This is a genomic window from Duganella sp. CF458 (assembly GCF_900113115.1).
Lineage (GTDB): Bacteria > Pseudomonadota > Gammaproteobacteria > Burkholderiales > Burkholderiaceae_D > Rugamonas.
The window spans coordinates 13,908-27,699 of record NZ_FOOF01000030.1; the positions used below are offsets into that span (position 1 = coordinate 13,908).

Here is a 13,792-nt window from a genome sequence, read left to right on the forward strand (position 1 = left end):
GATGATTCTATTTTTAAACCGGTAAACCGGTTCTAAAAAAAAGCCCGCGTCTGGCGCGGGCTTCTCAGAAATTACTTGGCGGCGCCAACTTCAAGTTTTTTGGTGATCACCCACTGCTGCGCAATCGACAGCAGGTTGTTCACCACCCAGTACAGCACCAGGCCGGATGGGAAGAAGAAGAACATGACCGAGAAGGCGATCGGCATGAACATCATCATCTTGGCTTGCACCGGATCCGCAGGTTGCGGGTTCAGGCGGGTGGTGATGTACATCGAGATCGCGTACAGGATCGGCAGGATCGCCCATGGATCGTGCTGGGTCAGGTCGGTGATCCACAGCGCCCATGGGGCACCGCGCATTTCAACCGACGCATTCAGCACCCAATACAGGGCGATAAACACCGGCATCTGCACCAGGATAGGCAAGCAGCCGCCGAGAGGATTGATCTTCTCGGTTTTGTACAGCTCCATCATGGCCTGGTTCATCTTCTGCGGGTCGCCTTTGTGGCGCTCGCGGATCGCGGTCATCTTCGGCGTCACGGTCTTCATTTTCGCCATCGAGCGGAAGGAAGCGGCGGACAGCGGGAAGAACAGCAGCTTGATCGCCACGGTGAAGGCGATGATGGTCCAGCCCCAGTTGCCAACCACGGAGTGGATGGCGGCCATTGCGGCCCACATCGGGCGTGCCACGATTGCCAGGAAGCCGTAGTCCTTGACCAGGTCCAGGCCTTCGGTAACCTGCTTCAGGGTGTCGGTATCCTGCGGGCCGGAGTACAGGCGGGCATTGTTGGTCACCGAAGCGCCTGGCGCCAGGGTGCCCAGCGGCTGCACTACACCGATGGAGTACAGGTTGTCGCCTTCCTTCTTGGTGAAGATGGTGCGCTCGAGCTTATCCTGCGGCACGAAAGCGGACACGAAGAAGTGCTGCGCAATCGCGACCCAGCCGTCCTTGGCGTCGGTCACGTGGCTCGGCTTGAACTTCGGATCTTCCGCCAGCGACTTGGCATCTTTCTCGATCTGTTTGAACTCGTACTTCTTATAGTGGCTCTCCGAGGTGAACATGGTCGGAGCGATGAACGATGGGTTCATGAAGCCCGAGCCTTCCGGTGGAGTGCCGTCATGCTTCAGTTGCAGGTAGAGCTGCGGGCTCACCGGCGCGGTGCCGGTGTTGGTGACGGTGTGCTGCACGTCCACCACGTAATCGCCCTTCTTGAAGACAAAAGTCTTGGTCAGCTTGACGCCGCCCTGCTCCGCTTCCAGCACCAGTTTCACCTGGTTGCCGTCGTTCAGCATGCGCGCGCCCGGCTGGGCCACGAACGCGGTCTGGTGGTTAGGCAGGTTCGGTGCGTTCACCAGGCCGGTTTCGCTCAGGTAGGTATGCTTGCCATTCTCGCTGAACAGCACTTCGGTCTTCTGGCCGCCCTTCGGCTTGCAGAACTCGAACATGCCAAAGCAGCCGCCCAGCCAACCCGGGTCGCCTGCTTCTTTATGTTTCAGCAGTTCCAGGCGCTTGATGGTGCCGCCCAGGGTGTCGATATCGACGCGCATCACGTCGGTGGTGATGGTCACCACTTCGGTCTTGATCGGTGCAGCGACCGCGCTGCCATTCACCGCGGCGGCGGCGCCGGCAGCGGCAGGAGCAGGCGTGCCGCCGGCAGTCGCGGAGGCCGAAGCCACAGCGGCCGGTTTGGCAGGAGCCGGAGCAAACATGGACGGCTTGCCGGTCGAGATCATCCAGTTATTCCACAGGATAACCAGCGAGACCGCGAAGACGATCCACAGGATTGAGCGTTTATTGATATCCATTCGGTTCTTCAGGAGTGGTTGAAGTGCTTGGGCGGCACGGGATCGACCCCGCCCGCGTTCCAGGGATGGCAGCGGCATACCCGGCGCAATGCCAGGTAACTGCCTTGAGCCGCACCATGCTCGCGCAGGGCTTCCAGCGCATAGTTGGAGCAGCTAGGGTAAAAACGGCAATTCGGTGCACCCATCAGCGGACGGATGACCCATTGGTAAAAACGCAGCAGGATGGTCAGCAGCGTCTTCATTTTGCCGGCCTGGCCTTGTTGGCTTGTGCAAAGAGGCGCGTCAGTTCCTGCCGCAGTTCGGCCTTCAGCTTGGCCGTGGTGGCCGGGCCGTCCTTGCTATTGACGGGGCGCGACAGGCGCACCACGCAATCAATGGAAGGGAGGTCGGTAACGCGGAACAGTTCGCGCGTGACGCGTTTGATGGTGTTGCGGGTGACTGCGCGCGGTGCAAAGCGTTTGGCAACGACAATGCCCAGCCGCGCATTCGGCAGCTGGTTCTGGCGGGTATAGAGCACGAAGTGCGCGCTCTTCTGCGTTGGCCGCAAACTAAAAACGGATGAAAATTCATCCGTTTTTATGATGCGCCGAGCGCGAGCGAAGTCGTGTCTGCCTTCGCCTGTCGAGCTGTTAGGACAGCTTTCCACGCGATCAGCTAACAAGCGTGCTTAAACTACAGCCAGACGCTTGCGGCCTTTTGCACGACGTGCGTTCAGGACTTGACGGCCACCACGGGTAGCCATACGGGCGCGGAAGCCGTGGGTGCGTTTGCGACGCACAACGGAAGGTTGGTAAGTACGTTTCATGTTGGTCTCGCTAAAAAATACAAAATCGGGACGGACGGTGTCCCTAAAAATGTTGGTGCCAATGACATTTCGCGCACTGCGCCAATCTCACTGCCCGCTAAATCCGCGCATCGTATCTGAAAAATTACGGACTACGGGCGGGGAACCCAGGATTATCGGGAATTTTCGGTTTACTGTCAACCACTTAAACCGGCAAACCAGCGTCAGACCCGCAGGGTCTGACACTGCCTGCGGCGGCCGCCTATCCGGTTCGGTTGCAAAAAACCCAACCCCCGCACGGTTGTGCAAAAATTCTGGTTAACCTGTGGATAACTTCCAACTTAGCGGCTAAAATAGCGCGTTACGTGTGGCGATTACGAACGCCCTCCCACACTTTTTGCATATAGATAGATTCATGGAAAATTTCTGGCAGTCCTGTTCCCAGCAACTGGAACTTGAGCTGACGCCGCAACAATTCAGTGCCTGGATTAAGCCGCTTGTGCCCCTCGATTTCGAGGACAACAAGCTGCGTGTTGCTGCGCCAAACCGGTTCAAGCTGGATTGGGTAAAGACTCAATTCGCTAGCCGCATCACGGCCCTGGCCTGCCAGTACTGGGAAACCGTCATCGAGGTGCAGTTCGTCCTCGATCCGCGCACCCACGCCCTGAAAAAGCCCGCCGCACCCGCCGTAGTCTCCGGCCCGCTGAGCGACATGCGCCCGGAAAGCCCGGCCGCCGCCGCCGCGCCGACCGCCGCCGCCGAATACCAGAACCCGAAAACCCGCGAAAACAGCCGCATCAACCCGGACCTGACCTTCGACTCCTTCGTGACCGGTAAGGCCAACCAGCTGGCGCGCGCCGCCGCTATCCAGGTAGCGAACAATCCTGGTGTGTCGTACAACCCGCTGTTCTTCTACGGTGGCGTGGGCCTGGGCAAGACCCACTTGATCCACGCGATCGGCAACCAGGTGATGGCCGACCAGCCAGGCGCCCGCATCCGCTACATCCACGCAGAACAGTACGTTCGCGACGTAGTGACCGCTTACCAACGCAAGGGTTTCGACGACTTCAAGCATTACTACCACTCGCTGGACATGCTGCTGATCGACGATATTCAATTCTTCGGCGGGAAATCCCGCACGCAGGAAGAATTCTTCTATGCGTTTGAAGCGCTGATCGCGGCCAAGAAGCAGATCATCATCACCTCGGACACGTACCCGAAAGAGATCACCGGCATGGATGACCGCCTGATCTCGCGCTTCGACTCCGGCCTGACGGTGGCGATCGAGCCGCCGGAGCTGGAAATGCGCGTCGCGATCCTGCTGAAAAAAGCCAAGTCCGAAGGCGTGACCCTGAACGACGACGTCGCCTTCTTCGTAGCCAAGCACCTGCGCTCCAACGTGCGTGAGCTGGAAGGCGCCCTGCGCAAGATCCTGGCTTACTCCCGCTTCCACGGTAAGGACATTTCGATCGATATCGTGAAAGAGGCGTTGAAGGACCTGCTGTCTGTGCAAAACCGCCAGATATCTGTGGAAAACATCCAGAAAACGGTGGCGGACTTCTTCAACATCAAGGTGGCGGACATGTATTCCAAGCGCCGCCCAGCCAACATCGCCCGCCCGCGCCAGATCGCCATGTACCTGGCCAAAGAACTGACCCAGAAATCGCTGCCGGAAATCGGCGAACTGTTCGGAGGACGCGACCACACCACCGTGCTGCACGCCGTGCGCAAGATTGCCGCGGATCGCACCAAGAACCCGGAGTGCAACCACGAGCTTCACGTGCTGGAGCAGACGCTGAAAGGCTAAAACCGGTAAACCAGGGCCCGACCCAAGGGTCGGACCCGCACACGCGTCAGCCGCCGATCGGGTCTGACCCTTGGGTCAGACCCAGAACTACCGGTTTCAGACTGCTATACTGTCGAGTTAACAAAAGAACCAACGTACCAACCCATTAACTGAGGATATTTATGCAACTGGTCAAAACCACCCGAGACACGCTTCTCCGGCCACTGCAGATTGTGAGCGGTATTGTCGAGCGTCGGCACACTATGCCGATTCTGGCCAATATCCTCATCCGCAAGGAAGGCGAAAGCGTCTCGTTCCTTTCCACCGACACGGAAGTCCAGATCACCACGCACGCAGACATCGGCTCGGGTGCCGATGTCACCGGCACCACGGTCGCCGCGCGTAAGCTGCTGGACATCCTGCGCGCGCTGCCGGAAGCCGGCGACGTGACCATGACCCTGCTGAACAAGCGCCTGACCGTCCAAAGCGGCAAATCGCGCTTCGCCCTGCAGACCCTGGCCGCCGAAGAATTCCCGACCGTCCAACAAGCCGAAAGCTTCACCGCAAGCTTCCAGCTGCCGCAAAAAACCCTGAAGCACCTGTTCAACATGGTGCACTTCTCGATGGCGCAGCAGGACATTCGCTACTACCTGAACGGCCTGCTGCTGGTATTGGACGGCAACAAAGTGATCGCCGTAGCGACCGACGGCCACCGCCTGGCCTTCTGCCAGGTAGAGACCGACCAGAACTTCGCCCGCGAAGAAGTGATCATCCCGCGCAAGACCATCATCGAGATGCAACGCCTGCTGGAAGAAACCGACGAACCAGTTTCCCTGGATATCGCCGCGAGCCAAGTGAAGCTGACCTTCGCCGACATCGAACTGATCTCCAAGCTGGTGGAAGGCAAGTTCCCTGACTACACCCGCGTGATCCCGAAGGGCTACACCAACAACTTCACCATTGGCCGCGAAGAGCTGCTGCGCTCCCTGCAGCGCGCCGCGATCATGACCAGCGATAAGTTCAAGGGCGTGCGCTGCATCATCACCCCAGGCTCGCTGAAGATTTCTTCGACCAACGCCGACCAGGAAGAAGCGGTTGAAGAACTGGAAATCGACTACGGCGGCGACAGCGTGGACATCGGCTTCAACGTGACCTACCTGCTGGACGTGCTGAACAACCTGAAGTGCGACCAGGTGAACGTAGCGCTGGGCGACAGCAACTCGTCGGCCCTGATCTCGATCCCTGAGAACGCAGACTTCAAATATGTAGTTATGCCAATGCGCATCTAAAACCGGTAAGGCAGTGTCTGACCCGCAGGGTCAGACACTGGTATGCCGAAGCCGCTGGCCGTAAAACAGTTGGTGTCCGACCCTATGGGTCGGACACCGGTTTACCGGTTTAAAAAGAGCAGCAAAGAAAATTCGTTAAGAGAGAAAGCAGTCCATGTCCGAAAGCCACAACGAACAACCCAAGGCCAAAGCAGAAGAATACGGCGCCGCCTCGATCCAGATCCTCGAAGGCCTGGAAGCAGTCCGCAAGCGTCCTGGCATGTACATCGGCGATACGTCCGACGGCACCGGCCTGCACCACCTGGTATTCGAGGTGCTGGACAACTCGATTGACGAAGCCCTGGCCGGCCATTGCTCCGAGATCCACGTCACCATCCACAGCGACAACTCGATCTCGATCACCGACAACGGCCGCGGCATTCCAGTCGGCCTGAAGATGGACGACAAGCACGAGCCAAAACGCTCCGCAGCCGAAATCGTGCTGACCGAGCTGCACGCCGGCGGCAAGTTCGACCAGAACGCGTACAAGGTATCCGGCGGCCTGCACGGCGTTGGCGTCAGCTGCGTGAACGCACTGTCCAAGCTGCTGCGCGTGACCATCCGCCGCGACGGCAAAGTCCACCAGATGGAATTCGTCCGTGGCGCCGCGCAAAACCGCGAAATCGAAATGATCGACGGCGTGGCCGTCTCCCCGATCAAAGTGATCGGCGAAACCGACAAGCGCGGCACCGACGTGCACTTCTGGGCCGACGAAGAGATCTTCACGCACGTGGAATTCCACTACGAGATCCTGGCCAAGCGTATCCGTGAACTGTCCTTCCTGAACAACGGCGTCAACATCAAGCTGACCGACCAGCGCAACGGCAAGGAAGAAATCTTCGCATTCGAAGGCGGCACCCGCGGCTTCGTTGAATACATCAACAAAGCCAAGACCGTACTGCACCCGACCGTGTTCCAGGCCACCGGCGAACGCCAGTCCGACCAGAACACCACGATCACCGTTGACGTCTCCATGCAATGGAACGACGCCTTCAACGAACAGGTACTCTGCTTCACCAACAACATTCCGCAGCGCGACGGCGGCACCCACCTGACCGGTCTGCGCGCGGCAATGACCCGCGTGATCAACAAGTACATCGACGAGAACGACTTCGCCAAGAAAGCCAAGGTCGAAATCAGCGGCGACGACATGCGCGAAGGCCTGACCTGCGTGCTGTCCGTGAAAGTGCCGGAGCCAAAGTTCTCCAGCCAGACCAAGGACAAGCTGGTCTCCTCCGAAGTGCGCGGCCCGGTGGAAGAAATCGTCGCCAAGACGCTGACCGACTTCCTGATGGAAAAGCCGAACGACGCCAAGATCATCTGCGGCAAGATCGTGGAAGCAGCACGCGCCCGTGAAGCAGCCCGCAAGGCCCGCGACCTGACCCGCCGCAAAGGCATCATGGACGGCCTGGGCCTGAGCGCCAAGCTGGCCGACTGCCAGGAAAAAGACCCAGCCCTGTCCGAACTGTACATCGTCGAGGGTGACTCCGCAGGCGGCTCCGCCAAGCAAGGCCGCGACCGTAAGTTCCAGGCCATCCTGCCGCTGCGCGGCAAGGTGCTGAACGTGGAGAAGGCACGCTTCGAAAAGATGCTGTCGTCCGAGCAGATCACCACCCTGATCGCCACCCTGGGCACCAGCATCGGCGCCGACGAATTCAATATCGAAAAGCTGCGCTACCACCGCATCATCATCATGACCGACGCGGACGTTGACGGCGCCCACATCCGCACCCTGCTGCTGACGCTGTTCTACCGCCAGATGCCGCAACTGGTCGAGCGTGGCCACATCTACATCGCCCAGCCGCCGCTGTACAAGGTGAAGGCCGGCCGCGATGAGCGCTACCTGAAGGACGACCTGGAAGAAGCCGGCTACATGATGAACGTAGCGCTGAACACCGCCGCCCTGACCCCGCGCGATGGCGCAGATCTGATCCAGGGCGAAGCGCTGGGCGAACTGGCCCGCACCTACAACATGGCCAACGCCATCATGACCCGCCTGACCCGCGTGATCGATCGCGCCGCGCTGACCGCCATCATGACCGGCGTAACGCTGGACCTGGGCACCATCGAGGCCGCCCAGAAGTCCGCCGCAGCGCTGCTGGCCAACATCAACGACAGCGCCGTAAACGTCGTGGTGACCACCGACGAGATGACCGACAAGCACACCCTGCGCATCGAACGCCTGCACCACGGTAACGTGAAGGTCTCCTCGATCGACGCCGACTTCGTGCAAGGCGCCGACTACCGCGTGCTGGCCGACGCCGCCGCCACCTTCACCGGCCTGATCGGCGAAGGCGCCGTGATCCGCCGCGGCGAAGGCGAGCGCACCAAGGAAAGCGCCGTGGTCGACTTCCACCACGCCATGCAGTGGCTGCGCGACGAAGCGGAACGCACCGTTTCCAAGCAGCGCTACAAAGGTCTGGGCGAGATGAATCCAGAGCAGCTGTGGGAAACCACCATGGACCCAACCGTCCGCCGCCTGCTGAAGGTGCAGATCGAAGACGCGATCGCCGCTGACCAGATCTTCACTACGCTGATGGGCGACGACGTAGAACCACGCCGTAACTTCATTGAGACCAATGCGCTGCGCGCGGGTAATATCGACGTTTAAGTTAATCTGCAACCTTAATGCGGAAAATCACATTGGTATAGAAAAGGCAGCACGCCAGTGCTGCCTTTTTTCTAAATCGGCTAAAAATTGGCCTCCCATAGTTTAAGATGCGGCAAGTGGCCGTGAGTGCAGGAGCACAACCATCAGGTTGAGCTCCTAGGTAATCCAATTCGAGGAATGAAACATGACAGCGTTCTGGCAGACGTCGCTATCTGATACGCTAAAGAACTCTCAGCAGCTGGTAAGTGAGAAGGCCAGGGAATCCAACTTTTCGTCATGGTTGAGTTCTTATCAAGATGCAGCCCCAACTTCGTCAAACCAAGGTACCGCTGGGCTTGCATTTCAGCGGTGGTTCCATTTCAAAGAAGCATTTTCACCAAAATTCGTTGCTGATACACTTGGCTCATTGCCATATAAGGTCAGGCATTGTCTCGACCCGTTTTCTGGTAGTGGTACAACAGCAATAACCGCTCGCATGTTAGGCCTCAGCTCAAGTGTTGTTGAGGTTAATCCCTTCCTAGCCGACTTGGTCGAAGCAAAGCTGACGCCCCTCAATCACAATCAATTCCTTAGCTCGTATAGAAGTCTGATCAAAAATCTGCGCATTAGCGGTGCTGATCGAGTAGCAATTGCCGGGATGCCGCCCACGCTCTCCGAACCGGGGGTGAACGATCGCTACGTGTTCAGCGAAGATGTCTACTCAACGATTAGGGCTTTAGTTCGACATTCGCAAAAGCTTGATATTAGTGCTGCGCGACTGATCAAAGTTTTGCTTGGGAGTGTACTGGTTGAGTGTAGCAATGTAACTATCAATGGAAAAGGTCGTCGTTATCGCAAGAACTGGCAGGAGCGCCAATGTTCAAAACAAGACTTGCTGGAAAATCTCGAAAAGGTAGTGCTCGTGGCGGCGGCCGATCTTGAGCGTTTTTCCGACCTTCCCAAAGGCCATCATTCAGTATTAAGAGGTGATGCGAGAAGCGCATTGTCGGCGGTAAACTCCGCTGATGTGGCAATTTTCTCTCCACCGTATCCCAACTCCTTTGACTATACCGATGTCTATAATCTCGAGCTATGGATGTTGGGGTATTTACAGTCGGCTCCCGAGAACCGCGTACTACGTACCAATACGTTGCGTTCGCACGTCCAAACGAAATGGAACTCAACACCAAGAAAGGCAATCTCAAAGGAACTAACAAACGTTCTGGAAGCATTGCAAAATAAACGCGACGAGCTTTGGAATGCAAATATTCCTGAGATGGTAGGCTTCTATTTTGATGATTTAGTGACCATTTTCGAACAGCTCGGCCGCATCTTACCGATGGGCCATCATGCTGTTGTAGCCATTGGTGACAGCCAATATGCGAATGTCCATATTGACGTTTCGGAAATTTTACGGGAGACTGTCTCTGCAGCAGGGTTTCGCTTAACGCAGAGCGATGCAATTCGATCAATGCGTAGTAGCTCCCAGCACGGAGGAAACTTGGATCTTTCCGAACATTGCCTCGTATTCGAACGCTGCTAATTTAATCTGTCGGAGATAGCCGTGGAGCCGAATCAAGTTTCACCGAGAATAAATTTCCCGCAAATAGCGGACGTTAAGCTTGAGAATTTTGACTTATATACCCAAGAACCTAATGCGGCGGTGAGTATAACGAGGCCTGTCTTCTGTCTCATCGGCGCGAATGGCTTAGGGAAGTCAACATTCTTAAATACCGTCAACTATGTGATAACGGGGGCCGTTCCTGACCCTGCTCGTAGCTTTCAATCTGCAAACGACTATTTCAAAAATGCTAGCAGAGTTAGCCGTACTGAAGAATATTTCAATGGCAGGATTAGCGAATCGCGGCGCAAATTGGCACAAGCTACTGTCCGCTTAACCTGGCCACAGAAAACGATTTCGATTACTCGACCTTTCTTCGATGGTCCCGGCATTTCCAAAATGGAGATTGTCGATGTCGGCCAGCAAACAACAAAAATCTGGTTAGCTGATGAAAACAACGATCCCAGCGATTTGCTTAAGGAATATGAAGCTCAAATTTTAGAGCTGACAGGGCTCAATGACTTTCCGCAGTTTGCCTTCCTTCTACACTTCGTAGCCACTTTTGACGAAGGACGCCACCTATTAACCTGGGACGATTCTGCACTTACCAATGCAATGTACCTAGCGTTTGGTGGAGATTCAGAGGCCGCAAAGGCTGCGGACAGATTGCAGCACGATATGGAGCGTGAATCATCTAAGGCGCGTAACGTCCGATATGCAGCTCGCCATGTCTCTGAACAAATCGAACAGTTAATCGCTATTCTTCCTGGTGAAGAAAGTAGCGAGCATATCACTGAAAGTGAGCTTAAGCTAAGATACGATGAATTGACAGCAACTCACGGTAATCTTGAGCAGCGTGTCCGAGCAAAGCAAAGCGAACTTCGTGACTGCGATATGAAATGGACACAATTAAGTGCAGCGTTAACAGAAGCCCAACTCCAATATCGGCAGCTGTTTTCGAATCGTGTGAAGAAGACGAATGCTGCAGAGCATCATCCAATAGTTCGAGCTACTTTAATTGATGATATTTGCGCGATTTGTAGCTCGAGTGGAGTTTCTGCGTTAATTCGCTCCAAACTCAACGAATGCCGATGCCCTTTGTGTGATTCTGAATTACCTAATATATCAAGTGAAGATGACGTAGTTGGAAAACTCAAAGAACTCGACGAGAAGATAATTACCATCCGCAACGAACTCAATATAGTACTTACTGCGCGAGAGCGGATCAGCATTGAGTTGTCTGCAACCGAGAAAGACGAAGCTGACGCATTTTCAAGATTACGGAATTTCGAAGAGAAGGAATCAAGTTGGCTGACGAAATCAAATGCAAATAGCAATACTGATCTAATTAGTACGCAAATCGAAAAACTTGAATCTGAACGCAAAGAATTTTTCGCTCAGAGCGAGGCGCATTACAAAAAGCGCGACGAGCTTAGAAAAAAACTCCATGCCTTCGAAAAAGATCTAAAATCTCGGTATGAGATTTGTTCGCAGAAGTTCGTGCCGCGTTTTCGCGAGCTAGCCGAAGAATTTATTGGGCTCCCAGTTGATGTTGAGCTTGAACATCGTCAAGGCGTAAATGCTTCAGGCTTTGGGCTTCGCTTGAGAATGAATGACAAATTGCGCCTTTCGGCAGATAAGCTTTCAGAGAGTCAGCGTTTCTTCATTGACATTGCATTGAGAATGGCGCTCTTAGAATTTATGTCAGTGGGTCAATCCACTATATTAATTGATACGCCTGAGGGATCTTTGGATATTGCTTACGAGGCCCGTGCCGGAGCAATGTTCTCGAAATATGTAGAAGGAGGCAATCGGATATTGATGACAGCAAACCTTCGCAGTTCGGAATTAGTACTTCGACTTGCTAAATCTCAACGCTCCGCCGGCATGCAAATCGTTCGGATGACAGATTGGACTGATTTAACTCAGGTGCAACAAAGTGAAGAAGATCTTTTCACCAAGGCTTATGGTGACATTGAGCAAGCACTAATCTAACATGCTGAATATCGAAACCTCATTCGAGGCTTATAACGATGTGCTTATCATTGTGGGCGATGCCCCCAAGTCAGCACTGCCGGTTTCGACTACAGAATTGCATCTTTTTGCCTACCTTGCATGCGTCCTCTCTCTATTTCAGGGCAATCCGATTGGGGATTGGGGGTATTCTTTTGGCCTTAGCCAAGACGGTTTTCCCTTCAGCGCTGATTTGGAATTTTCGAAGCAGACGTTAATAAATAATGGATTCATTGACGCGAATGATTTTGGCTCCCTAACTCCAATATATCCTGAGATCCGAGCTGAAATTGATTTTCTTCAAGGTATGTCAATGACTTCAACAAGAAGAAAGTGGCTTCAGGCGGCAACACAGTGCTCATTGGCATTACCACTCGGTTCCATTCGATATGCAATGAGCAAAACCCCAGGCATTAGGTCTGCGCAGATGCTTAAACAACGCCGACAGCTACTTGATTCTCATGAGATAGCGTTTTACTATGAAGAATACAAAATAGTAGAATCGGTATTGGGGGAAGTATCTGAAGACTTACTTTCCCCCGCTGTTTTGTGGTTGTCGGCAAAGGTCATGAGATCAGGGGGAACATAGCTTGCAATTTAATCTCGAAAATGTAAAAGCGCTGGTGAGCCAGGCATATATTTCGCACGCGCAAATTGCATTTGGCGAGCGAGGGAAAGATTGCGTTGTTTTACTATTGGATAAATTGCGACTGATTTATCAAAGATGTCCGCCCGAACGCATTTCAACAACGTTTACTTTGCTGGTGGGAGTCGTTGCCGATCCTTTTGCTCCTTTGATTCAGGAAATCGGAAAAACATTACATCATCAGAATACTGTTGCTGAGGTTGGCGATTTTTTAATTAAAGCTTTCGCCAGTCAAAAAAATACTACAGTTGAGATTTGCGCTGACGGCACGTTCCGCACCATGGAACATAACGTCGATCCGGAATTGTCGACACTTTGGAATCGATGCGTAATGTATCAATTTAAGAAAGGTCGGGAACAAATAAGGTCAGACGATCACAATGCATATATACCAAAAATCTCCCCAGTGCTTGTAAGCAATTTTGCAGTGCCTACATTATCTGGATTAGATGCGGCACTTACGCGCTATCAGGAGATCGCTCTGAATAGCGAGTGCCGAATCCTTGCTGGCATTTGGGAGGGCAGTGTAGACGGCCCGAGGCTAGTTATGGTGAACAAGCCAGAGTCCCAAATGCGAGACTCACTGATTCAAGCGTTACAGCTGCTGACGCATGACACAAGCGTTCGACCTGAGCAAAATACAGATGAGACTAAACCAGTTGATATCCGAATCGATTGGTTTGCCTCTGGAGCTAGCGCATTGATTGAAGTCAAATGGCTCGGCCGTTCGACGGCAATTCCCAGGGAACCGAAAAAAGGTCCGACGTTTACCGACTATTATCCAGCAAGAGCTCAAGATGGGGCAAACCAACTTGCGGACTATATGGATCGTGAAGTCAGGCATTCAAATGCGAGTAGCCCACGCGGTTATTTAGTTGTTTTCGATGCTAGACGGCGCAATGTAAAGGGCGCGGCAGATAAACTTTCTAAGACCGACGCAACCTATTTCGAAAACGATGAACTGTTGTTCGTTCCTGATCACTCGAAAACGAGAGAAGATTTTGCCCCCCCTAGACGCTTTTTCTTGAAGCCTCGAGAAAGCTGTTTCGCTTAATTTGATCGAGTAAAGTGTAGTGGTCGCGATCTGATCGGACAGTGACCCGGTTTGGACATCGGCGCTGTCAGATTAAATTCCGTCGTTCAGTGCGATGATTTTATCGCGCCACGCCTCCTTTCCGTCAATTAGTCGGCCCTGAACAATTGAACGGAGCCTGATTCTAAAGGCGAAACGCCTGAAAAACACTGCTGTAATTTGCAAGGTTTCGTTAGAATAGAGGCA

11 protein-coding genes are annotated in these 13,792 nt (G+C 54.2%); 7 read left to right on the forward strand and 4 right to left on the reverse strand.

Annotated features, from left to right (window positions below):
• Window positions 1-71: 71 nt before the first annotated feature.
• Genes yidC through rpmH form a run of 4 tightly spaced genes read right to left on the reverse strand, consistent with a single transcriptional unit; the run spans window position 72 to window position 2,610 of the window.
• Window positions 72-1,805, reverse strand: a complete 1,734-nt coding sequence (yidC, locus tag BM269_RS28365; RefSeq protein ID WP_090445811.1) for a membrane protein insertase YidC — start codon at window positions 1,803-1,805, stop codon at window positions 72-74.
• 8 nt (window positions 1,806-1,813) lie between these two features.
• Window positions 1,814-2,047 (reverse strand): membrane protein insertion efficiency factor YidD, encoded by a 234-nt coding sequence (gene yidD, locus BM269_RS28370; protein ID WP_057262297.1) that lies wholly within the window; start codon window positions 2,045-2,047, stop codon window positions 1,814-1,816.
• A complete protein-coding gene (rnpA, locus tag BM269_RS28375) occupies window positions 2,044-2,451 on the reverse strand; it encodes a ribonuclease P protein component (RefSeq protein ID WP_090445833.1) in 408 nt (135 codons plus the stop codon). The genes yidD and rnpA overlap by 4 nt, the downstream gene beginning before the upstream one ends.
• Window positions 2,452-2,472: 21 nt before the next feature.
• Window positions 2,473-2,610, reverse strand: a complete 138-nt coding sequence (rpmH, locus tag BM269_RS28380; protein ID WP_078035393.1) for a 50S ribosomal protein L34 — start codon at window positions 2,608-2,610, stop codon at window positions 2,473-2,475.
• A 394-nt stretch (window positions 2,611-3,004) separates the two neighbouring features.
• On the opposite strand from rpmH, the gene dnaA reads away from it, so the two are divergent.
• From dnaA to BM269_RS28405, 7 genes are all read left to right on the forward strand, one after another.
• Window positions 3,005-4,396, forward strand: a complete 1,392-nt coding sequence (gene dnaA / locus BM269_RS28385) for a chromosomal replication initiator protein DnaA (protein WP_055931971.1) — start codon at window positions 3,005-3,007, stop codon at window positions 4,394-4,396.
• Between the two features lie 161 nt (window positions 4,397-4,557).
• Window positions 4,558-5,664 carry a DNA polymerase III subunit beta gene (dnaN, locus tag BM269_RS28390; RefSeq protein ID WP_090445814.1) on the forward strand — a complete coding sequence of 369 codons (1,107 nt, stop codon included), beginning with the start codon at window positions 4,558-4,560 and terminating at the stop codon, window positions 5,662-5,664.
• A gap of 154 nt (window positions 5,665-5,818) precedes the next feature.
• Complete coding sequence (gyrB, locus tag BM269_RS28395) at window positions 5,819-8,314, forward strand: DNA topoisomerase (ATP-hydrolyzing) subunit B (protein ID WP_090445817.1); 2,496 nt, start codon at window positions 5,819-5,821, stop codon at window positions 8,312-8,314.
• A gap of 184 nt (window positions 8,315-8,498) precedes the next feature.
• The gene (locus BM269_RS29275; RefSeq protein WP_139232901.1) at window positions 8,499-9,836 is read left to right on the forward strand and encodes a site-specific DNA-methyltransferase; all 1,338 of its coding nucleotides are present in this window, start codon (window positions 8,499-8,501) and stop codon (window positions 9,834-9,836) included.
• Between the two features lie 21 nt (window positions 9,837-9,857).
• Window positions 9,858-11,849 carry an AAA family ATPase gene (locus tag BM269_RS28400; protein WP_090445820.1) on the forward strand — a complete coding sequence of 664 codons (1,992 nt, stop codon included), beginning with the start codon at window positions 9,858-9,860 and terminating at the stop codon, window positions 11,847-11,849.
• 1 nt (window position 11,850) lies between these two features.
• The gene (locus BM269_RS29280) at window positions 11,851-12,456 is read left to right on the forward strand and encodes a hypothetical protein (protein WP_139232902.1); all 606 of its coding nucleotides are present in this window, start codon (window positions 11,851-11,853) and stop codon (window positions 12,454-12,456) included.
• A 1-nt stretch (window position 12,457) separates the two neighbouring features.
• Window positions 12,458-13,567: a hypothetical protein gene (locus tag BM269_RS28405; protein WP_090445823.1), complete on the forward strand. Its 1,110-nt coding sequence runs from the start codon at window positions 12,458-12,460 to the stop codon at window positions 13,565-13,567.
• The last annotated feature ends 225 nt before the right edge of the window (window positions 13,568-13,792 follow it).

Excerpts from the sequence above, each read along its gene's own strand:
- yidD (WP_057262297.1), bottom strand. The coding sequence starts at position 2,047 with ATGAAGACGCTGCTGACCATCCTGCTGCGTTTTTACCAATGGGTCATC.
- dnaN (WP_090445814.1), top strand. The coding sequence starts at position 4,558 with ATGCAACTGGTCAAAACCACCCGAGACACGCTTCTCCGGCCACTGCAG.
- gyrB (WP_090445817.1), top strand. The coding sequence starts at position 5,819 with ATGTCCGAAAGCCACAACGAACAACCCAAGGCCAAAGCAGAAGAATAC.
- dnaA (WP_055931971.1), top strand. The coding sequence starts at position 3,005 with ATGGAAAATTTCTGGCAGTCCTGTTCCCAGCAACTGGAACTTGAGCTG.
- yidC (WP_090445811.1), bottom strand. The coding sequence starts at position 1,805 with ATGGATATCAATAAACGCTCAATCCTGTGGATCGTCTTCGCGGTCTCG.
- BM269_RS29275 (WP_139232901.1), top strand. The coding sequence starts at position 8,499 with ATGACAGCGTTCTGGCAGACGTCGCTATCTGATACGCTAAAGAACTCT.
- BM269_RS29280 (WP_139232902.1), top strand. The coding sequence starts at position 11,851 with ATGCTGAATATCGAAACCTCATTCGAGGCTTATAACGATGTGCTTATC.
- rpmH (WP_078035393.1), bottom strand. The coding sequence starts at position 2,610 with ATGAAACGTACTTACCAACCTTCCGTTGTGCGTCGCAAACGCACCCAC.